The sequence below is a fragment of the Psychromonas saccharinae genome (genome assembly GCF_051201515.1).
In the GTDB taxonomy this organism is placed as follows: domain Bacteria; phylum Pseudomonadota; class Gammaproteobacteria; order Enterobacterales; family Psychromonadaceae; genus Psychromonas.
Map to the genome: position 1 here is coordinate 1,136,372 of NZ_CP195153.1, position 24,407 is coordinate 1,160,778.

Here is a 24,407-nt window from a genome sequence, read left to right on the forward strand (position 1 = left end):
TTAACTGTATTCGTTATATTTAAAAATCATCGTCGGTGACGGGGGTGAGAATATCGCGTATTTGGATATTCGCCATATCAGCGATATTGGTTGCTTTTAATAGTGCATGCTGTGGTTGTACTGATACCACTTGTAAAACAGTATCATCTTCATTGAAGAGTGAACCATGTGTTCCAGAGTCTTGAAATGAGATAAATTGGTTTCTGAGTACTTTGAAACGATCGCCTTTTCGTACACCATTTTCCTGACCAAGGTTGATCACCAGGTTTTCGTTGTTATAAATTGAGACAACTGATGCTAGCGTTGTTTCGCAGGAGAAAGCACCTTCAATATCTTCAATCGATTGTTCAATATAGAAGTTGACTAGTTTTCCATAATCGGAGTACCAAAAAACACTGCCAGATGTGTCTAAACGCATGGTGACATCAAAGGGCCATTCACGGCTTGCTTGGTATTTTTTCTGGAAAACTGTTTTATTATTTATTGCATCGATAACATAAAGTTGCATTTGAAAATTGCGATATTTAGTCGTTGATGTTGGTACACCTAAAATGGTTGTGCTTTCATTGTAGTCAGATAGATCTGTTATTTTCCCAAAGAGAATATACTGAACATCGTATTGTGCATAAATATCCTGTGCAACGGACAGCATTTGTCTTTCTATATCATTGCTATTGTTATTATTAAACGCGATAGGTTGCGTGCGTAGTTGGCGCGCATCAATTTGTCTACTGCTGGTTTGTAATTGTGAATATAAACGTTGTCCAATTTCTTCTGGAATTTTATAAATCCCACCAAGCTGTGCCTGAGATGGCGTCACTAATTCAAGAGGGCCTACAAACAGTGGTTTTGCATAATTATCTTTTTTGCAGCTATCGAAGGGATAAATATCTGCAGAGACTGTTACCTGAATGCTGTCATTGATAATATTTTCGGTTAACAAATGCATATCGACAATTTCACCGTTAGTGCGGACGGTTAGTTTATCAATCTCTAATACGCCTGATTTCACTACTTGCAGCGCATTAACACTTGCGCCACCGTGATACATTAAGGTTAATAGAGCATTTTGAATGGCTTTTTCCCTTGCTGCTGCAATGTCTCCATTAATAATTAGCGACTCACCATCACCTTCAAACCACAGCGCGTTAGCTGAAAATGAATAACTAACTATTAATAAAAATATGAATGTTTTATAGAGTCTTATCATGTTAAATCCTAAAGTGCATTACCCAGTAGCGATGATAACCAACCTTTCTTTTGTGCGTCCTGATGATCGCCCGTTGCGCTAAATTCAATACGTGTATTCGCAACTTGTGCTGATTCAACGGTATTATCTTCGCTGACATCTAAGGGTCTAACGGTACCGGTGAAACGCATGTATTCATTACCATTATTAATAACCAACCATTTTTCACCGCGTACTTGTAAATTGCCGTTATTTAAAATATTAACGATAGAAACGGTAATTCTTGCCGATATGCTGTGCTTTTGGTCTGCGCCCGATGAACCATCAAATCCAGATTCTTTGTTTAAACCTAATTCCACGACATTGTCATTTATTTTTAATTCGCCACCGGGGATAGTGATTGGGTCGAGTGTGTAACTGTCTGTATTGGCTAGGGTGGAACTGGCTGATTTAGAAGCAGAAGCATCTTCTTGCAGTATTACCGTAATGGAATCGCCTACTTGATAAGGGGCGCTATAGCTATAAAGGCTCTGTGCTTGTTCACTATTAAATAAAGACCCCGTTACTGCAATTGAAGTCGGTCTTTGAGCTGGTTCGATTGGCGCGTAATAGGGATCGTCTGCAATAGGGGCTCTATTATCTTTTACTGTGACAGGTTGAACTTCTTCTTGTTTTTGTTGTTGTTCTTCTTGAATTGCTTTTTCATTGAGCGCTTCTTTTTTCGCTTCTGGAATACTTGTGCAGCCAGCCAGTAATATCAGAGCAGTAGATAAGACTATTAATTTGATCATTGTTCAACCTTAGAGCCTAGTGAGCGCAGTATCTCTGTCATCTTTAAAAAGTACGTTATGCGCTGTTCTTGCCACAGGAAGACTGTATTTAAGTCTTCGATGAATTTTTCGTTTAATTAAACGGTTAATAGGAGTTAAGCAAAAGAAGTGCCAATTAGAGTAATTACGGAATAGAACAATAAAATACATCGTATAGACAGCAAATATCATGCCTTTTAGAGTTAGGGGAGCCCTGTGATTTTTTTTATATCTATAATTAAAACAGTTATTTACTTGGAGAACTTGACCAAAGGGGGCTGTGTGTTTTTGATAAATGTTTAGCGTGCTATTATTTTGGGTTCTATGTTATTTTAACCCTATGACAATTTGTTTGTTGCCGTCATTAATCTGACTCTTAAATAAATTATTGAGTTCGACGGTATAACGTATTAGGTGATTATTTGAAATTTTTATCGTATTTTTTGGTGATAATAGCATTGGTTATTAGTCAGTCTGTCTTGGCTGAATTGCCGACTTTGAACATGGTTAATCAACGGATCGAGCTTTTAAATAAAGAAAGCGATGCTGCTGATATTGATACGCTACAAAAGATCAAGGACGAATTACGTCAAATAGAGGAAATTAAGCAACAAAATGCCGACTTACAGACTCTGCTAAAACAAGCTCCACAACGGAAAATTGCACTTAATAAAAAACGCGAAGAATCTGCAGTAGCCGAACAAGAGGTGATTTCTGACACGGCTTCGGCTAATTATTTGGAATTACGTTTAGCTACCGAAACCGCAAGAAATCAAGAATGGCGAGAGCAAATTAGTCAGCTGGAAACACAGCAACAAGAGATGCTTGATTCACAGGAAACATTACCCGTTGATATTGCAGAGCAAGAACAAAAAATAGCGTTGGTGGCGAAGGATAATTCGATTATTGAAGCACAGTCTGATTCTGTTATTGATAAATGGGCAATAGAAACGCAAGCTGCATTATTAGAAATTCAATTAGAAGCGCTAACACTGCAACAGGAAACATTGAGTCAACGTCGCGAGCTCGCGAAAATAAATCAACAAATTCTAGAGAATGAATTATCAATCAGCGATAAAAAAATAGAGTTGTTGCAAGTTAGCCTTATTGAGGTCAGTACAAAGTCAAGTTTAGAAGTGATCGAGCAAGCAAAACAGCTCTCCAATACCTTGGTTAATGTGCCTACGTATATTAAGCAATGGAACAATAAAAATGAACAATTAGCCACTGAATTTGAAGCGCTCAATCGTCAATTAATTTCATCGCAACGAGAAAGTAAACAGCTTCAAGATCAACGCCAACGTGTTACCCAAAATTTATCTCAGATTAAAGGTAACATCAAGTGGTTGAAAAATAGCCCCGAGTTCAGTGATGCAATTGGCGCGCAATTGCGTTCATTGCCAGATCTCTCCGACAAAACTGATTTGGCAAATACCATTACTGAAGCGCATTTAAAACATTTCAAATTATCGACGGAATTAGCGCAATTAAAAGATATTCCCGAATTAGTTACTCGTGTTACTGAGAGTGAACAATTGAGTAGGCTGCATGCTAAAGTGCTCGAGAGTATTCTTACATTTCGTTTGCAAGTGTTAAATGATGCGATTGATAAAACCGATCAATTTATTGCAGAAGTGACGCGTCTTGATGCTTTACAGGATCAGTTTTATCAAGAAATTCAAGATGAACGTAATTTCTTACGTGAGCAACGTTTGTTTATACGTGATAGAAGCAGTTTGTGGTCATTATCTTTGATTGATTCAACTGTTTTGTTAGGTACTGGCGATTTACTTGGCAGAGTTTCAACATTAGTACAAAAAGTGGCAAGTTATCCAGGTGATCTATTTTTGTTAGGGCTGCTTTTTACTTTTATTGGTGTGCTAATCATGCAATTGCGGATCGTCGCTAAAAAATACCGTTTAGAATCGGCTAAATTAATTGGGAAAGTGCGCAAAGATACTTTTTTATCTTCTTTTATTTTGTTTCTTTCAGCTATCGGCAATGGTGCGTTGATTGCATCGTGCTTGTTGATCGTCGATTACGGGATTGAATCGCGATTATCTGACTATTATTCCTATGATTTGAATAAAATATTTATTAGTTTCAGTACGCTTATTTTTGTTTGGGAGTCAGTTGGCAGGATGGCGATGCCCGATGGTTTATTTGAAGCACATCTAGGGTATTCGAAAAGCTTTATACAATGGTTAAAATCGAGTTTATCTAAAAACCGTTGGCTTCTCTATGGCTTTTTAATTACTATTTTAGTCAGTGAAATGTTAGCCGAATCAAGCAATGGATTAATATTACGTATTTTATTTATAGTGTTAATGAGTTGGTTAATTGCTTTCACTATTATTTTACTAAAACGCAATCATTTACCGATTGTTTTACCACGCATATTTCAATCGCCTGCTGCATTACAATTATTAAGAATCGCATTGGTGCTACCTCTTTTAACCATTTCTATTTTAGCCATTTGGGGCTATTTTTATACGTCTTGGGTTATTTTATTCTATTATTATGCGGTTTTATTGTGTGTACTATCAACCACCTTATTTCAGCAGTTAGGTGTGCGCTGGCTTTCCATTGAACAGCGAAGAATTAGTTTGCAGCGCGCATTGGAAAAAAGAGAAGAATTATTACAACGTGAAAATGATAACTTACCCGTTGAAGATATCGATGAATCTATTATTCCACTTGAATCCATTGGCCAACAATCATTAACATTACTTAACCTTGCCGCATTAGTTGCTCTTTTCATTATGTTATCGGCGTTACTCTCTGGTGGATTATTGGGCTTTCATTGGATGGATGAGGTGACTATTTGGGATGTAATGACGGTCACCGAAACAGGGAATATTGTTGAAGCTATTTCTCTTAAATCTTTACTCAGTGCGATAATCAGTTTTGGGATGTCACTTTATCTTGCCAAAAATATTCCAGGGTTACTCGAATTATTGATTTTGCACCGATTAAATATTTCATCTGGTGCTACTTATGCTACTAATACTCTATTACGCTATGCCATCGTACTTGGTGGCTTTTTAATTGCCGTGTCAACACTTGGCTTTCATTGGTCAAGATTACAATGGTTAGTGGCTGCGCTTGGTGTCGGTTTAGGCTTTGGTTTACAAGAAATTTTTGCCAACTTAGTTTCTGGCATTATTTTATTATTTGAGCGTCCTGTTCGGGTTGGCGATACGATTACTATTCAAGATTTAACTGGGCAGGTAACGAGAATTAATACCCGTGCGACAACCATTTTGGATTGGGATCAAAAAGAGATTATTGTACCGAATAAATCGTTAATTACAGAACAGCTCATTAACTGGTCACTTTCAGATTCAACGACGCGGGTTATTTTACCTATCGGGGTTGCTTACGGAAGCGATGTGGCTTTGGTTAAAAAATTACTGATACAAGCGGCAAAGGAATGTGAAGAAGTCTGTCATGTTCCCGAACCCTCTGCATTATTTTTGGCTTTTGGCGCAAGTAGTTTAGATTTTGAATTACGTATTTATTTACCAAAAATCGAAGGCCGTTCGATTATTAAGGATAAGCTTAATAGTCGTATTGATCAGCTGTTTAGGGATAATAATATTGAGATACCTTTCCCGCAAATGGATGTTCATGTACGTGATTTACCAGTAAAAGTGTAATCAAATGAGAAAAGATAATCATTATTGTTCATTGGGTTGGATTTTTATACTAAGAAGCAGTTTATGCTAAGTACATTATTTAGAAATACTATGATTTATTAATCAAGGGGGCTTTGTGCTTTCTGGTTTGCCTTTTAACGGATGCAAATGAAAAAGTACAACAGGCCTTTATACTTTATCGGGAAGAGGTGAACGATGGTTTCAACGCTCAATCAAAAAAGTGATATTTTAGAACAGATTTTCTCCCAGCTTAAAAATGATGTTTCAGATCGTGCTCAAAAATCATTACAGCAGTTTATTTCAATCGCCTATCGTAATGTAGCCGTCGGTGATTTAACCAGCATGACACCCGCTGATTTGGTGGGGCTCACCGTGTGCTTATGGCGTGAAGTGCAACAATGGAAATCTATACAAGCAAAGGTGGAAGTATTTAATCCGGATGTTGAACAAGATGAATGGCAATCTCCCCATACACTGATCAGTGTTGTATGTCGCAATACACCCTTTGTTATTGATACGTTACAACTTATTATTAATGCTCAAAACATCAAAATACATCGTATTTTTTATAGCGAAATGTCAATAGAGCGAACAAAAGCCGGTAAATTAAGCTCTTTTGATGCAAATAGTGCCGATGAATTATTACTTTATTTTGAAATAGATAAAACGACATCGAAGGTGGATTGTGAAGAGATAAAAATAAAAATACAGCAAGCACTTGAGAACGTAAGCTTGGTTGTTGATGATTATTTACCTATTACTAAAAAGCTAAAGGATGGGGTGAAATACAGTAAAAGTGATAAATTTAATCAACATATTTCCGATTTGGCTGCTCAACAAGGGTATTTAACATGGTTATTGGATTCAAACTTTATTTTTATTGGTTGTGAACAATTCACCATTGAAAACAATCAAATTAAAACCGTTGAAAATAGTCGTTTAGGGTTGTTAAAACAGCCTGACTTTATTACTCCTGAATGGCAATTTGAAGATATTGCCGTACTTCAAGAAACCTCTCTTATTCACTTCAGTAAATCCTATAAGCGCGCCATGGTACATCGTTTGGCGCACCCTGATGTTGTTTATGTTAAACGTTTTAATGAAAAAGGAGAGTTGGTTTCTGGGTTCCGTTTCATTGGTTTATATACGGCCGCTGTTTACGGTGGATCTCCTGCCAATGTGCCGATTGTGGCTGATAAGTTGACAAATGTATTAGCACAATCGGGCTATAGTCATGATAGTCATTATTACAAAGAGTTGGCACAGATTCTTTACACCTATCCACTTGAAGATTTATTACTATGCGATGAGCAAACATTACTAAATGATGTCATTGAGGTGTTGTACGCTCAGGAACGTAAAAATTTAAAATTATTCTTACGTAATGAAGCGAATAAACAATTTGTAATTGCAAGTTTATATGTCCCTCGTGATGTTTATAACACTCGGGTAAGATTAAGTTTTGAAGAATTAATTTGCCGTACTTTAGATGTAAATGATCGTGATTTTCAAGTATTTCTTAGTGAATCAAACCTCGCGCGTCTACGTATTGTTTTTCGATTACAACAATCTGCTGAAAATAAATTAGAAGTGCAGGCAATTGAAGCACGAATGAATCAATTAATTCGTCGATGGGATGATGATTTACAGGCGTCTTTAGTCGATCATTGTGGTGAAGAAAAAGGTAACCAACTCAGTAAAAAATATTGCAGTGCTTTTCCAATTAATTATCAAGATACGTTTAGTGCTCGCGTTGCCGTTGCAGATATTGAACGCATTGAATGTTTGTATGCGAAAACAGAACATTCAATGGCATTACATTTTTATCGTTCCAATGAAGTCAATAACAGTGAGTTGAAGTTAAAACTATTCCATCAAGATGGGGCATTATTGTTATCGGATATTATTCCTATTTTAGAAAATATGGGATTAAAAGTTGCTGAAGAATATCCCTACAAAATAGCATTATCGGGTAAAAGCATATTCTGGTTGTACGACTTTACGTTATTGTACGGGAATATGAATAATATCGATCCCAACGATTACCGTGAACGTTTTAGCGATGCTTTTTTATCTATCTGGTATGGCTGTGCAGCGAACGATTCCTTTAATAAATTAATTCTTGGGGCAGGATTAGCGTGGCGCGATATTAGTATGTTACGTGCCTATGCTAAATACCTAAAACAATTACGCTTTGGTTTTGGTGAAAAAGGAATTGCAAATACATTATTAAATCATAGTGAATTAACCCAAGATATCGTTGCATTATTTAAATTACGTTTTGATCCGAAGCAAGATCAAAATGTATCTAAGCAAGAAAAACTCCAAGAAAGTATTTTAGAGACTTTAAATCAAGTCACTAATCTTAATGAAGACAGGGTACTTCGTAAGTACATTGAACTTATAATGGCAACACAACGGAGTAACTACTTTCAGCAAGTTGATGGTAAAAACAAACCCTTTATTAGCTTCAAAGTGGCACATGACAAAATCACAGAGATGCCGCTACCGAGGTTAATGTATGAAATATTTGTTTATTCGCCTCGACTTGAAGGAACGCACTTACGAGGAGGAAAAGTCGCCCGAGGTGGCTTACGTTGGTCAGATCGTGGTGAAGATTTCCGTACTGAAATATTGGGGTTAGTGAAAGCACAGCAAGTTAAAAATGCGGTTATCGTACCGGTTGGTGCGAAGGGCGGATTTGTTGCGAAAAATATAGTCCCGACAATGGATCGCGAAGCTATGATGAAGGAAGGGATTAGCTGCTATAAAATTTTCATTAGCGCATTGTTAGATATTACCGATAATCTTTCTCATGGCAAAATAGTACCTCCTGTTGATGTTGTGCGCTATGACGGAGACGATCCTTATTTTGTTGTCGCTGCAGATAAAGGGACGGCGACTTTTTCTGATATCGCCAATGAGTTAGCAATACAAAGAGATTTCTGGTTAAACGACGCCTTTGCTTCTGGTGGTGGTAACGGTTATGACCATAAAAAAATGGGCATTACGGCTCGTGGTGCTTGGATGAGTGTACAGCGCCATTTCCGTGAGCTAGCGATTGATGTTCAGAAACAGTCATTTACTGTTGTTGGTATCGGCGATATGGCCGGTGATGTATTTGGTAATGGCATGTTGCGTTCTGAGCATATAGTATTAGTCGGGGCATTTAATCATCGTCATATCTTTATCGATCCTACACCGCTTGATTTACACGCTAATTATCAAGAACGCTTACGTTTATTTGAAACACCACGAACGGGGTGGGATGATTATGATAAATCATTAATTTCTAAAGGCGGTGGTGTGTTTGATCGCGCCTTGAAGTCCATAACGGTGACGCCTGAAATGGCGCAACGTTTTGATATTGTAGATAAGAAAGTTACCCCAAATGAGTTAATTAGCCTGTTATTGAAGGCGAAAGTTGATTTGTTATGGAATGGTGGGATTGGTACTTACGTTAAAGCGAGTACAGAGACCGATGCCGATGCAGGTGATAAAAGCAATGATAGCGTACGAATCAATGCAAATGCGTTGCGTTGCTCTGTAATTGGAGAAGGGGGGAACCTTGGTTTTACGCAGCGTTCTCGGATTGAATTTTCACAGAATAATGGATTGTGTTTTACCGATGCACTTGATAATGCTGCTGGTGTCAACTGTTCAGATTTAGAAGTGAATATTAAGATCTTGCTTGATAAGTTGGTGGCGAAGGGCGATTTAACCGTCAAGCAACGTAATCAATGGTTAGGTAAAATGACTGACCAAGTAGGAGATTTAGTGTTAAAAAATAATTACCGCCAAGCACAATCGGTGAGTAATTCATTTATTGAAAGTTATCAACGCATTGAAGAATACCGTCGATTAATTAATACACTTGAATCAAAAGGCAAACTGAATCGTGCCTTAGAATTTGTCCCTACGGATGAGCAATTAAGTAAACGGAAAAACTACGAAAAAGGGTTAAGTCGTCCAACTATTTCAGTTTTACTTTCCTATGCGAAAATAGAACTTAAACAAGCCTTAGTGGATGCTAACGTGACCGAGGACCCGTACTTACTTGGTGAAGCCAATAAAATATTCCCAAGTATGTTGGTGAAAAGCTATAAAAGTGAAATAGAGGCGCATTCTTTAATCAATGAAATAGTCGCGACCCAAATAAGTAATGATTTATTTAATATTATGGGAACGACTTTTGCGCATCAAATAATGGATAGTTCAGGTTGTTCCTTCCTAGAGTTGAGTCAGGCTTGGGTTGCAGCACGTGATATTTTTGAATTAGATGACATACTCGAGCAAATTGAGTCATTAGATAATCAAGTCGATTATCAGATACAAAGTGACTTGGTCTTTAAGTTACAAAGTACCATTGCTAATGCAACGCGTTGGCTAATTCGTAACCATCGAGAAGATTTATCGGCTGGTGGACTCATTACGAAATATCAAGGTGCGGTACAAGTCTTTGTTAAAAATATCGAAACCATACTTGTTGGCAAAGTATTTGATTATAGAGATAAACGTATTCATTCATTAACCGACGCAAATGTCCCGCAGGTGACTGCCGATAGAGTGACGAGTATTGATGCTATTTATTCTTTGTTGGGTATTATTTCAGTTGCGCATAAATTGGATGTTGATACACAGGTAGCTGCGAAGGTACATTTCTTAGTTGCCGATAAATTGAAGTTATTCAAAACCTCGCAACAATTAAATATGTTACCCGTTGACACACATTGGCAATCATTAGCAAAAGAGTCCATGTTTGACGATTTAGAATGGCAGCATAAACGCATTACCCAAGTTGTGTTACAAACAATGAACGGTGATGATATTAATCAAGCTTATGCCGATTGGGAAGCACAGCATTTCAGCTTGGTTGAGCGTTGGGTACGAATGGCTGATTCATTATCTGCAGTAGTCAGTCCTGAATTTAGTATGTGTCAGGTAGCACTACGAGAACTATTGGATCTATCTAGTAGTTAATCAATAAGCAACGATCAGAAGCGGCGAAGCACAATCTTCGTCGCGATATGGTTTAAGTTATTTGATAAGCTTATTCAAAATAAATGCAACACCCACAAAGGCAAAGCTCGCTGTTACCATTGTTGATGCACCAAAACCACTGGCACAATCCATTTTCATATTACCATCGGATTGTGCTTTTTCAGAACAAACCTCTCCATTCAAGTCCGGATAACGCAATTGCTCTGTTGAATAAACACAGTCAATTCGGAATTTACGTTTTGGATTTTTAGAGAAATTATAGGAACGGCGAAGTTCTGAACGTACTTTTGCAGCAAGTGGATCTTGTATGGTACGCGATAAATCTGCTACTTGGATTTGGGTCGGATCAATTTGCCCGCCTGCGCCACCACTGGTTAGTAATGGATATTTATTGCGTTTGCAATGGGCAATTAATGCAACCTTTGCTTTGATGCTGTCAATGGCATCAAATATATAATCGAATTGATCCGATAAATAATCAAAACAATTTTCTTTATCGATAAAGTCATCGATGATGTTCACGTTAATTTCAGGATTAATTTGACGGCAACGATTGGCCATTGCTTCAATTTTCATCTCCCCAACGGTATCACTTAAGGCATGCACCTGACGATTGGTATTGGTAACACAGATATCGTCCATATCTATTAATGTCAATTCACCAATACCTGAACGTGCTAGTGCCTCAGCAACCCATGAGCCTACACCGCCTATACCAATTACACAGACATGACTATCTTTAAACTTTGCAACTGCATTGCTGCCATACAAGCGTTTAATACCGCCAAAGCGATTTTCATAATTTGACATAGTGTGCTCCTAAATTAAGCGCGGAATTATACCGAATATGAATGAAAATACGAGTGTACTAAACTGGATTATTTAATTCTTTAGTGTGAAAGGCATTGCCCTTTAAGTTTAAAAACTTACAATGCCGGCTATATTCTTTTACCTGAGAGGGCTTTTTAGATGGAAACTACATTCCCAATATTTTCAACTGCGATACTTATCTTTTTTATTCTTGATCCTCTTGGCAATATTCCATTGTTATTAAGTATTTTAAAAAATATTGATAAAAGTAGACGATCAAAAATTATTATTCGCGAGATGGTGATTGGATTATTGATTCTTATTGTGTTCTTGTTTTTTGGTGAGCAATTTCTTAGTTTATTCCATTTAAAAGCACCATCGATTACGATTGCGGGGGGAATTATCTTTTTTGCTATTTCCTTAAAAATGATATTTCCCGATCCGAATGGTGGTGATGTGTTTGTGACTAAAAAAGGCGATGAACCTTTAGTTGTGCCTATCGCAGTACCTATGATTGCAGGCCCTGCTGCGTTAGCAACATTGCTTGTATTAGCAAAAACCAATGCCGAACATACGGGGAGTTTATTTCTCTCATTATTACTCGCTTGGGTATTGGCAGCGGCGGTATTACTCTTTTCTCCCTATTTATATAGTGTTCTAAAAGAAAAAGGGTTAACGGCCCTCGAGCGTTTAATGGGGATGCTACTGCTTATAATGTCTGTACAGATGTTTATCGATGGACTGGTTGCATTAGTGCCAACCTTTCTTGAAGCAAGTCATTAGATTCTTTATTGACCGCTGATTGTTGTTAGATTTGAGCTTCGAGTGGCGAGCCTCGAAGTTCGCCGCTAATCACTTATGTTTTTGCAGCCCGAGACTCGTGGCTCGATGCTAATCACTTTATGTTTTCGTAGCCCGAGACTCACAACTCGACGCTAATCATTTATGTTTTCGCCGCTCGAAACTCGCAGCCCAAAGCTAATCGCAGATACAAAAAAGCCAAGGTGTAAACCTTGGCTCAATTCAGCATATTGCTTTTATCTGACAGCTGATCGCTGACAGCTAAAAACTGCTTTCTTAGTTTGCTTCAACGATAGTTTTCATATCAGTCATGTAGCCACGTAGTTTTTTACCTACTATTTCTACTGGGTGAGAACGTAGCGCTTCATTAACTTCAATTAAACGTGCGTTATCAACAGAGTTAGAAGCAACTGTTAGTGGTTTACCTAACATTTCAGGACTCATTGCTTTAACGTAATCTGCAAGTAGTGGTTTTGCTGCGTGGTCAAATAAGTAACAACCATATTCTGCAGTATCAGAGATAACAACATTCATTTCGTAAAGTTTTTTACGTGCGATAGTATTCGCGATTAATGGTGTTTCATGTAGTGATTCGTAGTATGCAGATTCAGCAATAATACCCGATGCAGTCATTGCTTCAAATGCTAATTCAACACCGGCTTTAATCATTGCTACAAGGAAGATACCATTGTCGTAGAATTCTTGTTCATGGATTTCCATGTCGCCAGCCGGTTGTTTTTCAAAACCAGTTTCAGATGTTGCTGCACGCCATTTAAGTAGGTTTTTATCGCCGTTTGCCCAATCTTCCATCATTGTTTTAGAGAATTCACCTTCAATGATGTCATCCATGTGTTTGTTAAATAATGGACGTAGAATTTCTTTAAGTTCTAAAGACATATCGTAAGCTTTGATTTTAGCAGGGTTAGATAGACGATCCATCATGTTAGTGATACCGCCGTATTTAAGACCTTCTGTTACTGTTTCCCAACCGTATTGGATTAGTTTAGATGCATAACCTGGTTCTAAACCATCGGCTACCATTTTTTCGTAACCTAGGATTGCACCCGTTTGTAACATACCACAAAGGATAGTTTGCTCACCCATAAGGTCTGATTTTACTTCAGCAACGAAAGAAGACATTAATACACCTGCACGATCACCACCGGTTGCACTTGCGTAAGCTTTAGCAATAGCAAGACCTTGGCCTTTAGGGTCGTTTTCAGGGTGAACAGCGATCAGTGTTGGTACACCGAATCCACGTTTGTATTCTTCACGTACTTCAGTACCAGGACATTTAGGAGCAACCATGATAACAGTGATATCTTCACGGATTTGTGTGCCTTCTTCAACGATATTAAAGCCATGTGAGTAAGACAGTGTTGCGCCTTCTTTCATCATTGGCATTACGGTGTTAACAACGTTAGTGTGTTGTTTATCAGGCGTTAGGTTAAGAATTAGGTCTGCAGTTGGGATAAGATTTTCGTAAGTATCAACAACAAAACCGTTATCTTTTGCATTGTGGTAAGACTGACGTTTTTCTGCAATCGCAGCATCACGTAATGCGTAAGAGATATCTAAACCTGAATCACGCATATTTAAACCTTGGTTAAGACCTTGAGCACCACAACCAATGACAACAATTTTCCAACCTTTAATAAATTCACAACCGTCTAAAAATTCGCTGCGATCCATAAAACGACACTGACCTAGTTGATGTAATTTCTCACGTAGAGGAAGGGTATTAAAGTAGTTAGCCATTGAGTGACACTCCAAATATAGTTATAGGGTTAGTAATAAAATCGTTAAAATAAAACCGAGTTAACGAAATTACTATAAAGCAAGTAAATTGCTTTTAATTTTCGCTGAATACTATAACGTATAATCAATATTGCGCAAAATGATATATTGGCAATGTCACATTGCAAAAAACGCAAGCTTATATTCAATATTAAATGCTTAACTTTTTAAGGAAATAACATGACTTCATTAACATTACCTAGTGAATTAGTGTCGGTTGATTGGTTGTATGAAAATCTAAATCATCCAGACTTAGTATTATTAGATGCTAGTTTTTTTATGCCTGGTGTTGATCGTGATGGTCATGCTGAATGGCTTGATGTACGTATTCCTGGGGCTGTTTTTTTCGATTTTCATCGTGAAATATGCCTGCATAACACTGATCTACCACATATGATGCCCTGTAGTGATGATTTTCAAACATCGGCACAGGAGTTAGGTATTAATAACGACAGTATTATAGTGGTTTACGATAGCCTTGGTATATTCTCTAGTCCACGTGTTTGGTGGATGTTGAAGGCGATGGGCGCAGAAAATGTTGCTGTACTTGATGGTGGATTACCCACATGGAAATCAAAATCACTGCCTATAGAAAGCGGGCCGTTGGCTAAGCCGATTATTAAAGGTGATTTTATTGCGAATCAAAAGCAAACGTTATTTTGTGATTCAAAAGAAGTACTTAAGGCAACTCAAGATGATGAACGAATCATTATTGATGCGCGATCACCAGGGCGTTTTTTAGCGCAGGAGCCTGAACCGCGAGAAGGTATGCGTTCAGGGCATATGCCAAGTGCTAAAAATTTACCTTTCTCTGATTTATTGTCCGAGCAAAAAATGAATGAAGCTTATCAATTGGCCGCTATTTTTGAAACGATTGCGCCTAAAGATAAAAATAATGGGCTTGTATTTAGTTGTGGATCGGGCGTTACTGCTTGTATTTTAGCCTTAGGTGCTACTTTGGCCGGTTATAAAGATATTTCAGTTTATGATGGTTCATGGACTGAATGGGGTGCTTCTGATGAGCTACCCGTTGTGAGTTAATATGGATATAAAATCGCTTGATCTATTTTTACATTTAGCAAATAGCCTGCACTTTTCTAAAACGGCGCAGGCCAAACATGTTAGTCCGTCAACATTAAGTCGTTGTATCCAACGAATTGAAGAAGAGATGGATGTGTGTTTATTAAATCGTGATAATCGATCTGTTATGCTGACCGATGCTGGTGTTATGTTTAAATTATTTGCCCAACAGCAGCTTGAACAGTGGCAATTATTAAAGAATGCGGTAAAACAAAATAAAAGTGAATTGCAGGGGAAAATTAATTTATATTGTTCCGTTACTGCTGCTTATAGTCATTTACCACCGATTCTTGAACGTTTTCGTCAATTACACCCTCAGGTTGAAATAAAACTGATTACCGGAGATAGTGCAGTAGCCGTCGAGCAAGTGTTAGAGCATCAGGTTGATTTTGCAATTACAGCTTATCCGGAAGCATTCCCTGCGCGTTTACGTTTTATTCAATTGGCTGAAATACCCTTATCATTAATTGGGCCTGTGATACCTTGCTCTGTAACACAGCAGATTAAACAACCAAAAGTTGATTGGAAAAAAGTACCTTTTATTTTGCCTGAGCATGGCGCTGTGCGTCATCGTTTTGATATTTGGTATCGTCAACTAAAAGTCGGTAAACCTTTTATTTATGGCATTGTTGCTGGGCACGAAGCGTTAATCAGCATGGTGGCATTAGGATGCGGTGTTGGCATTACACCCGATGTTGTGATGGAAAATAGTCCAGTAAGAGATAGAGTGCGGAAATTAAAAACACCAACGGCATTGCAATCATTTGATTTAGGAATATGTTGTTATAAAACCCGTGCAAACGAACCTTTAATCAGTGCATTTATTAGTTGTGTTAAAAATTAAGCATTTGGTTTGATTCGCATTGCGCGGCATTCAGGCAGATAAATCATGTTTTTATGATGTTAATGTGTTTTTGTGAAATATAACTTAAATTACCAACTATAATTTCTACAATTATTTTACATTTACCCTATGCTGTGTTGATCTTTATAAAAAGCATTTTTATCCGCTATGCTTGCAATACAAACAATGTGTGAATCTGACTGTTGACAAGGAATATTATGGATTGGCTTATAGAAGATGATAACGATAAAAATATAGATGCTAATTTAATTGAAAACGAAGATTACACTAATATATTGATTGTTGACGATGAAGAAGATATTCATACGGTAACAAAATTAGCGATGAAAGACTTTGTCTTTGAGCGAAAAAAAATGTGTTTTTTTAGTGCATATTCAGCTCTCGAAGCAAAGAAAATTTTACAGGGGAGTAACCATTTTTCTTTGATTTTGCTCGATGTTGTTATGGAGACTGATTATGCCGGATTAGATCTTGCCAAGTATATTCGTCAAGATTTAAAAAATAGTTATACCCGTATTATTCTTAGAACCGGACAACCTGGGCTTGCCCCTGAACATAGTGTGATTCGTGATTTTGATATTGATGGTTATCGTAATAAAACTGAATTACGTAAAGAGCATTTAGAATCCACATTTTTTACTTCCTTGCGCGCCTACCGAGACATTTGTCAATTACAGAAACACCGTGAAATTTTAGAGCAAGTCATTGAGTCAATCGCGAATGTAAGTAGCATAGGTGATTTATTTGACTTTGCAGGGGCTGTATTAGCGCAAATAAAGTTAGTGTTAAATATAACAACATCAAAAATGTTAGTTGAATCTTCTGAGGCCTTTGCTATTTCAAAAATGGAAGATAAGTTGAATATGTTTTCTGCTAAAGCTTCCGATGTACAAATTTTAGTTCATAGTGAATTAGATGATTTGCCGGACTATGAACGCAAACTTTTTAAACACGCTATTGAAGTAAAAGAGAATTTTCATGAAGATTTATACTATGTTTATTTTCATCATTCAGAACGTGGGTATGAAACAATTTTCGCGTTTAAAAGTGATGACGTTTTAGATACGGAAGAAGTTGGTTTAATTGATCTTTTTCTTCGTAATGTTTTATTAAGTTACGAAAATTTATTATTAGCAAATGCTTTTCAAGAAACCCAAGAATTAGCAATTACATTAATGGGTGGCACCATGGAATCGCATTCCAAAGAAACAGGTGCACATGTTGTGAGAGTTGGTCAGTATGCGAAACAGCTCGCATTATTAAATGGAGAGAGTCATTATTTTGCGGAACAAATTCGTTTAGCTGCACAGCTTCATGATGTTGGTAAAGTCGGGGTGCCTGACCATATTTTAAAAAAACAAGGCCGTTTAAATGCGGAAGAATGGACGCTAATGAAGGAGCATGTCATTAAAGGCTGGGATATTTTAAATGGAATTGATAATTCGATTATTAAAATGGCAGCCAAATTAGCACTCGATCATCACGAAATGTGGGATGGTTCAGGTTATCCTAATGGGAAAAAACAACAGGAAATAAGTATTGAAGGTCGGATCACTGCCTTAGCAGATGTATTTGATGCATTATCCAGTAAACGTGTTTATAAAGATGCGTGGCCACTTGATGAAGTCAAAGAAAGTATTAATGCGCTGTCGGGGAATCACCTTGATCCGCACTTAGTGACATTATTCGTCGATAACTATGATCTTTTCACTAAAATTAAACAATCCTATCCAGATTAAAATTTATAAAGTCGTTTATTTAGTAATAGTTAACGCAATATCCCTTACTTTTAAAATGGCCTTTGAAAGAATAAAAAATTACTTTAAGTGAATATAAATTCACAGAGGGTAATTTATATTTCATGTTTATTGTACATAATGCAAGCTAATTATGAGTTATCATCCATTCTATTTTGTCACTTTTTTGTATATTGGCCCCATTGAAATTTCGTGTTTTTATCAATAAATGACTGGTTTTTGTGCTAAAAAGTAATTTTTAAATAAAATAACTATTTGTCATACATATAATGTGAGAAGCTTCTGATTATAACTGGACCATAAAATCAAGAAAATTGGATTTTATGCGTTTTAAGCGGTAGAATGTTTTCAAAATTATGCCTCTTTGATAGGCTAGTTAAGAAAGTCGGCTTATGCACCAAGTGCTTACTATGGATAGTACACACCTTATTTCTTGACCAAGGAAACCCCCTGTTAAACCTTAATTTTAATGAAGAGTTTTCTTTTTACCACAAATGTAAAGTGACTTGTCTGTTGTTTTGTTCTTTAAAATCAACAGGCTGTATATAGCATTTTGAAACACTAGAATGGAAGCAGTGAAGTTAACTTTCCTGTTTTATCTTGAAGGACATGTTTATGACTAATAAAGAGCAAAGCGCTCAAGGCCTTTATGTGCCAGAAATGGAGCATGATGCCTGCGGTATCGGTTTCGTTGCACACCTTAAAAATAGTAAATCGCATAAAATTGTGACTCAAGCATTAGACATGCTTGCACGTATGGAGCACCGAGGCGGACAAGGTTGCGATCCATGTAGTGGTGACGGTGCGGGGATTTTATTACAAAAACCGCATGAGTTTTTAGTTATTGAGGCGCTTAAACAAGGTATTACTTTACCTGAGTTTGATAAATATGGTGTAGGGACAATCCTGTTTCCAAAGGATGCAAACCAACGTGCTGAATGTCGTGAAATTTTAGAGCGTAATGCAGAACGCTTAGGTCTTGAAGTCATTGGTTATCGCGTACTTCCCGTTGATAATTCAATGTTAGGTGCCGATCCTTTAGTTACAGAACCACAATGTGAGCATATGTTTGTCACGGGTGGTGATGATATGGATCCCGATGTATTAGAGCGTAAACTCTTTATTCTTCGTAACTATTCTGTACGTATCTGTTTACAGTCTGTTGCAGGTATTGAAGATCAGTTTTATATCAATACATTCTCGTATAAAACGATTGTTTATAAAGGTCAGTTAACTACTGAGCAGGTTCCTCAGTACTTTTTAGATTTACAAAATCCTTCAATGGTAACTGCGCTTGCATTGGTGCATTCTCGTTTTTCTACGAATACATTCCCTCGCTGGCGTTTAGCGCAACCTTTCCGTTATATTGCACATAACGGCGAAATCAACACGGTTCGCGGTAATATTAACTGGATGAAAGCACGTGAAGCATTGCTTGAAGCGGAATTTTTTACCCGCGAAGAATTAAGCATGTTAATGCCAATTTGTACCGATGGTATGTCTGACTCTGCAAGTTTTGATATGGCATTAGAGTTGTTAGTACTTTCTGGTCGTAGTTTACCGCATGCATTAATGATGATGATACCGGAAGCATGGCAAGAAAATAAAACCATGGATCCGACGCGTCGTGCATTCTACCAATACCATGCAAATATCATGGAACCTTGGGATGGCCCTGCTTCTGTTTGTTTCACCGACGGTGTACAAGTTGGTGCTACACTTGACCGTAATGGACTTCGTCCTTCGCGTTACTGTGTCACTAAAGATGACTTCTTAATCATGGCATCAGAAAGTGGTGTGGTGAATGTTGCACCTGAGAATATTGAATACCGAGGTCGTTTACAACCTGGACGTATTTTTGTTGCTGACCTTGAACAGGGCCGTATCATTTCAGATGCTGAAGTAAAAGATACGATTGCTGCACAACAACCCTATGAAACTTGGTTAGAAAATAACTTAGTTAAATTGGAAGAATTACCCGCTGCGTTAGAACGTAATCTTCAACCTGCTGACGGTCATTTACTCAGACGTCTACAGGCATTTGGCGTGAGCTTTGAAGAAGTGAACGATATAGTGCTTCCGATGTTTACAGACGGTAAAGAGCCATTAGGTTCAATGGGTGCCGATTGGCCACTTGCTGTACTTTCTCACCAATCACAGCATTTATCTCACTACTTCAAACAGTTGTTTGCACAGGTGACAAACCCACCAATCGATCCGATTCGTGAGCGCATGGTGATGTCACTGAAAACCTATTTAGGTCAAGATCAGAATCTACTAACTGAAACGCCAGAGCACTGTCATAAAGTTGAGTTAAAATCACCTGTATTGAGTAATGCCGAGCTTGAAAAAATTAATGCATTAGATAACTCTCATCTTCAAGCAAAAACCTTGGATATTTTATTCAAAGGTGATGGTATGCCTGGACGTTTAGAAAGAGCGTTAAAGCGTATTTGTCGCTATGCAGAAGATGCTATTCACGATGGTTACTCGATTATTATTCTTTCGGATCGTAATGCTACATCAGAACATGCTGCTATTCCTGCGATGTTAATTACAGGGGCTGTTCATCATTACTTAATCAGTAAAGGCTTGCGTGCATTATGTGATATCGTTGTTGAAACTGGCGATGTACGTGAGACACACCATTTCGCAACGGTAATTGGTTACGGCGCATCTGCGATTAACCCATACTTAATTGAAGAAATGATTGTTGACCTGAAAGCTAAAAAACGCTTACCGGTTGATAAATCTGTTAGTGATATTTTCTCTCACTACAAAAAAGCAATTGATGCTGGGCTGTTGAAAATATTCTCAAAAATGGGGATTTCGACGATTCAGTCATATCAAGGTGCACAAATTTTTGAAGCACTAGGTATTAGTAAATCCGTTGTTGATCAATACTTCAAAGGAACGGTAACACGTATCCAAGGGTTAACGATTGATAATATTGCAAAAGAAACGTTAATTCGTCACCGTTTTGCTTATCCACTACGTGAAATTCCAGTTAATCAACTTGATGTTGGTGGCATTTACCAATGGAAACAACGCGGCGAAAAACATCTATTTAATCCAACAACTATTCCATTGTTGCAAGGTTCGACACGTAATAAAAATTACGAACAATTTAAAGCGTATTGTGAGGCGGTTGATAAACAAGCTGATGATGCTGTTACATTGCGTAGTCAGTTTGAATTTGTGCCGAATAAAAATGGTGCGATTTCTATCGATGACGTTGAACCTGCTGAAAATATATTGAAACGCTTTGCAACAGGGGCGATGAGCTTTGGTTCTATCTCCCACGAAGCGCATTCAACACTTGCTATTGCAATGAACCGAATCGGTGCTAAATCGAATTCCGGTGAAGGTGGTGAAGATCCCGTACGTTTCTTACCAAAAGAAAACGGTGATTGGGAGCGCTCTGCTATTAAACAGGTTGCTTCTGGTCGTTTCGGTGTAACGTCTTATTACTTAACCAATGCCGATGAGATCCAAATCAAAATGGCGCAGGGCGCAAAACCCGGTGAGGGCGGACAATTACCTGGCTATAAAGTCGATGATTGGATTGGTCGTACACGTCACTCGACTCCTGGGGTTGGTCTTATTTCACCACCTCCACATCACGATATTTACTCAATTGAAGATTTAGCACAGCTGATTTTCGATTTGAAAAATGCGAACCGTAAAGGTCGTGTTAACGTGAAGTTAGTATCTGAAGCGGGTGTTGGTACAATCGCAACCGGTGTTTGTAAAGCTAAAGCCGATGTGGTTTTGATTGCTGGTTTTGATGGTGGTACGGGGGCATCTCCGCTTTCATCACTTCGTCATGCCGGTTTACCATGGGAACTTGGATTAGCAGAAACGCATCAAACGCTACTGAAAAATGGTTTACGTAATCGTATTGTTGTACAGGCGGATGGTCAAATGAAAACCCCACGTGACTTAACAGTTGCGACGTTATTAGGGGCTGAAGAATGGGGCGTAGCAACGGCTGCCTTGGTCGTTGAAGGTTGTATTATGATGCGTAAGTGTCACCTCAATACTTGTCCTGTTGGTATCGCAACACAGAATAAAACGTTACGTCAACGTTTTGATGGTCGTGTTGAAGATGTTGTTACCTTCTTCCAATTTATGGTGCAAGGTTTACGTGAGCGTATGGCTGAATTAGGTTATGCAACTATTAATGAAATGGTTGGACAATCTCAAAGCTTACAAGTACGTAAAGATATTAAGCATTGGAAATATAAAAATATCGATTTAAGTACGATTCTGTTTAAAGAGACGCCGAAGAAAGAAGATGGTTTATTTAACCAAGTTAAACAAAATCATAATCTTGATGCAATCCTAGATAGAAAACTGATTGCGTTAGCGAGACCTGCTCTTGAAAATGGTGAAGCAGTTAGTGGTGAGTTTGAAATTCTCAATACGGATCGTAGCTGTGGCACGATGTTGTCGAATGAAATATCTAAAGTCTACTTTGGTGAAGGGCTTCCTAAACCAATGCAGGTTAAATTTACCGGTAGTGCAGGCCAATCATTTGGTTGTTTCTTGGCTAAAGGTGTTGAATTTACCGTTGAAGGCGATGCAAACGATTACTGGGGTAAAGGTTTATCGGGTGGCCAAATTGTGGTTTATCCCTATAGAAAATCAACCTTAGTATCGAAAGATAATATTATTGTTGGTAACGTTTGTTTCTACGGTGCGACTTCTGGCGAATCATATATCAATGGTATGGCTGGTGAACGTTTCTGTGTTCGTAACTCTGGCGCTGAAGTTGTTGTAGAAGGTATTGGTGATCACGGTTGTGAATATATGACCGGTGGTTTGATGATCAACTTAGGCTCTACTGGTCGTAACTTTGCAGCAGGTATGAGTGGTGGTATTGCTTATATTTGGGACCAAGATAATAGTTTCGAAAGCAAATGTAATATGGAACTCGTTGACCTAGATCCTCTTGAGCAAGCTGATAAAGATTTATTGGTTGAGAAAATAACTAAACATCTTGAGTTAACTGAGTCGAATCGAGCAACTGAATTCCTTGCTGATGTGGAAGCAAATCTGCGTCAAATAGTTAAAGTCATGCCACGAGATTATAAAGCAGCGTTAGCTGCTCGTGTTAAAGGAGCTGCATAATGGGTAAACCAACTGGGTTTTTAGAATTAGGCCGTGAATTACCGGGCAAATTACCGGTAAGCGAGCGTCTTAAAAATAATAAAGAGTTTGTACAAAACGAAGAATTTGGCACTAAAATTAGTGATCAAGCTTCGCGTTGTATGGATTGTGGTGTACCTTTTTGTCACAACGGTTGTCCGATTGGTAACTTAATCCCTGATTTTAATGATGCGGTTTATCGCGAAAGTTGGTTAGAAGCTTGGAATATTTTAAGCTCAACCAATAACTTTCCAGAATTTACCGGTCGTGTATGTCCAGCACCTTGTGAAACATCTTGTGTGTTAGGGATTAATCAAGATCCAATTACGATTTGTAATATCGAAAAAACGATCGTAGAAAAAGCGTATAAAAATCGTCATGTAAAACCTAAAATACCAGAAACACGTACTGGTAAAACCGTTGCTATTATCGGTAGTGGTCCTGCTGGTTTAGCGGCTGCAGAGCAACTTAATAGCGCAGGTCACAGTGTGACGGTTTATGAACGTGATGAAAAAGTGGGTGGTTTACTGCGTTTCGGTATTCCTGACTTTAAATTAGGTATGGATATTATTGACCGTAAAATTGCGGTAATGGAAGCTGCGGGTATCAAAATGGTAACCAATGCTAATATTGGTGTTGATATTGATGCGAAGAAATTACGTAAGCAATTTGATGTTGTTTTACTGACTGGCGGCTCAACGGTACCACGTGATTTACCCATTCCTGGACGTGAATTAAAAGGTGTTCATTTTGCAATGGAATTCCTTGCGCAAAATAACCGTCGTGCCAATAACATGGATCTTAAAACTGAAGAAATTCATGCTAAAGATGATCACGTTGTTGTTATTGGTGGTGGTGATACAGGTTCAGACTGTGTGGGTACTTCAAACCGTCATGGTGCTGCAAGTATTACTCAAGTGGAAATTATGCCTATTCCACCGGAACATCGTACTGCAAATATGCCATGGCCGACTTACCCAATGATTTTGAAAACTACCACTTCTCATGAAGAAGGTGTTGATCGTCATTGGTCTATCTTAACCAAAGAATTTATTGGTGATGAAAATGGTCATGTCAAAGAGTTAGTGATTGCCGATATTGAATGGTTACCAGCAAAACCAGGCCAACGCCCTGAATTTAAAGAAATAGAAGGTAGCGAACGTAGCATTCCTTGTACTAAAGCATTTCTTGCGATGGGCTTTTTACACCCTGAGCCTACGGGAGTGCTTGCGCAACTTGATATTGCACTTGATGATCGTGGTAATGTTGACACAACTGATTTCCAAACTAATCAGAATGGTGTTTTTGCTGCGGGTGATATGCGTACTGGACAATCATTAGTTGTTCGTTGTATTAATGAAGGTCGTGAAGCTTCACGTGCAATCGACTCATATCTAACCGGTGCAACAAACTTAGAATCAATTAATAGTTCATTAATGTTGTCTAATTAATTTTTAAGTTTTACAATTCGTTAAAATTTGAACCCCG

12 protein-coding genes are annotated in these 24,407 nt (G+C 38.0%); 8 read left to right on the top strand and 4 right to left on the bottom strand.

What is annotated here, in order from left to right; all coding sequences use genetic code 11:
• Positions 1-19: 19 nt before the first annotated feature.
• Together ACR30L_RS05085 and ACR30L_RS05090 are read right to left on the bottom strand one after the other, a co-directional pair.
• Complete coding sequence (locus ACR30L_RS05085) at positions 20-1,210, bottom strand: flagellar assembly protein T N-terminal domain-containing protein (RefSeq protein ID WP_435236950.1); 1,191 nt, start codon at positions 1,208-1,210, stop codon at positions 20-22.
• An 8-nt stretch (positions 1,211-1,218) separates the two neighbouring features.
• A complete protein-coding gene (locus ACR30L_RS05090) occupies positions 1,219-1,980 on the bottom strand; it encodes a flagellar basal body L-ring protein FlgH (protein ID WP_435236951.1) in 762 nt (253 codons plus the stop codon).
• Between the two features lie 440 nt (positions 1,981-2,420).
• Here ACR30L_RS05090 and ACR30L_RS05095 point away from each other — a divergent pair, with 440 nt between their 5' ends.
• Together ACR30L_RS05095 and ACR30L_RS05100 are read left to right on the top strand one after the other, a co-directional pair.
• Positions 2,421-5,657, top strand: a complete 3,237-nt coding sequence (locus ACR30L_RS05095) for a mechanosensitive ion channel domain-containing protein (protein WP_435236952.1) — start codon at positions 2,421-2,423, stop codon at positions 5,655-5,657.
• Between the two features lie 195 nt (positions 5,658-5,852).
• Positions 5,853-10,637, top strand: coding sequence for an NAD-glutamate dehydrogenase (locus ACR30L_RS05100; protein ID WP_435236953.1), 4,785 nt, complete (start codon positions 5,853-5,855; stop codon positions 10,635-10,637).
• Between the two features lie 57 nt (positions 10,638-10,694).
• Here ACR30L_RS05100 and tcdA read toward each other — a convergent pair whose 3' ends face one another.
• On the bottom strand, positions 10,695-11,468 hold the full coding sequence (gene tcdA, locus ACR30L_RS05105; RefSeq protein WP_435236954.1) for a tRNA cyclic N6-threonylcarbamoyladenosine(37) synthase TcdA: 774 nt from the start codon (positions 11,466-11,468) through the stop codon (positions 10,695-10,697).
• Positions 11,469-11,627: 159 nt separating this feature from the next.
• On the opposite strand from tcdA, the gene ACR30L_RS05110 reads away from it, so the two are divergent.
• Positions 11,628-12,251, top strand: a complete 624-nt coding sequence (locus ACR30L_RS05110; protein WP_435236955.1) for a MarC family protein — start codon at positions 11,628-11,630, stop codon at positions 12,249-12,251.
• A 294-nt stretch (positions 12,252-12,545) separates the two neighbouring features.
• Here the strand turns inward: ACR30L_RS05110 and ilvC are convergent, their stop codons facing one another.
• A complete protein-coding gene (gene ilvC / locus ACR30L_RS05115; RefSeq protein ID WP_435236956.1) occupies positions 12,546-14,027 on the bottom strand; it encodes a ketol-acid reductoisomerase in 1,482 nt (493 codons plus the stop codon).
• A 219-nt stretch (positions 14,028-14,246) separates the two neighbouring features.
• Here ilvC and sseA point away from each other — a divergent pair, with 219 nt between their 5' ends.
• The 5 genes from sseA to ACR30L_RS05140 all read left to right on the top strand — a co-directional run bounded on the left by sseA (position 14,247) and on the right by ACR30L_RS05140 (position 24,370).
• The gene (gene sseA, locus ACR30L_RS05120) at positions 14,247-15,107 is read left to right on the top strand and encodes a 3-mercaptopyruvate sulfurtransferase (protein WP_435236957.1); all 861 of its coding nucleotides are present in this window, start codon (positions 14,247-14,249) and stop codon (positions 15,105-15,107) included.
• Position 15,108: 1 nt separating this feature from the next.
• Positions 15,109-15,990, top strand: a complete 882-nt coding sequence (gene ilvY, locus ACR30L_RS05125; RefSeq protein ID WP_435236958.1) for an HTH-type transcriptional activator IlvY — start codon at positions 15,109-15,111, stop codon at positions 15,988-15,990.
• Between the two features lie 218 nt (positions 15,991-16,208).
• Entirely contained in the window at positions 16,209-17,750 is a 1,542-nt protein-coding gene (locus ACR30L_RS05130; RefSeq protein ID WP_435236959.1) for an HD domain-containing phosphohydrolase, read from the top strand.
• 633 nt (positions 17,751-18,383) lie between these two features.
• Positions 18,384-22,901: a glutamate synthase large subunit gene (gene gltB, locus ACR30L_RS05135; RefSeq protein ID WP_435236960.1), complete on the top strand. Its 4,518-nt coding sequence runs from the start codon at positions 18,384-18,386 to the stop codon at positions 22,899-22,901.
• Positions 22,901-24,370, top strand: coding sequence for a glutamate synthase subunit beta (locus ACR30L_RS05140; protein WP_435236961.1), 1,470 nt, complete (start codon positions 22,901-22,903; stop codon positions 24,368-24,370). The genes gltB and ACR30L_RS05140 overlap by 1 nt, the downstream gene beginning before the upstream one ends.
• The last annotated feature ends 37 nt before the right edge of the window (positions 24,371-24,407 follow it).

What these genes read in the sequence shown, in the direction of transcription:
- ACR30L_RS05100 (WP_435236953.1), top strand. Translation starts at nt 5,853, where the DNA reads ATGGTTTCAACGCTCAATCAAAAAAGTGATATTTTAGAACAGATTTTC.
- sseA (WP_435236957.1), top strand. Translation starts at nt 14,247, where the DNA reads ATGACTTCATTAACATTACCTAGTGAATTAGTGTCGGTTGATTGGTTG.
- tcdA (WP_435236954.1), bottom strand. Translation starts at nt 11,468, where the DNA reads ATGTCAAATTATGAAAATCGCTTTGGCGGTATTAAACGCTTGTATGGC.
- ilvY (WP_435236958.1), top strand. Translation starts at nt 15,109, where the DNA reads ATGGATATAAAATCGCTTGATCTATTTTTACATTTAGCAAATAGCCTG.
- ACR30L_RS05140 (WP_435236961.1), top strand. Translation starts at nt 22,901, where the DNA reads ATGGGTAAACCAACTGGGTTTTTAGAATTAGGCCGTGAATTACCGGGC.
- ACR30L_RS05130 (WP_435236959.1), top strand. Translation starts at nt 16,209, where the DNA reads ATGGATTGGCTTATAGAAGATGATAACGATAAAAATATAGATGCTAAT.
- ACR30L_RS05085 (WP_435236950.1), bottom strand. Translation starts at nt 1,210, where the DNA reads ATGATAAGACTCTATAAAACATTCATATTTTTATTAATAGTTAGTTAT.
- ilvC (WP_435236956.1), bottom strand. Translation starts at nt 14,027, where the DNA reads ATGGCTAACTACTTTAATACCCTTCCTCTACGTGAGAAATTACATCAA.
- ACR30L_RS05110 (WP_435236955.1), top strand. Translation starts at nt 11,628, where the DNA reads ATGGAAACTACATTCCCAATATTTTCAACTGCGATACTTATCTTTTTT.
- gltB (WP_435236960.1), top strand. Translation starts at nt 18,384, where the DNA reads ATGACTAATAAAGAGCAAAGCGCTCAAGGCCTTTATGTGCCAGAAATG.
- ACR30L_RS05090 (WP_435236951.1), bottom strand. Translation starts at nt 1,980, where the DNA reads ATGATCAAATTAATAGTCTTATCTACTGCTCTGATATTACTGGCTGGC.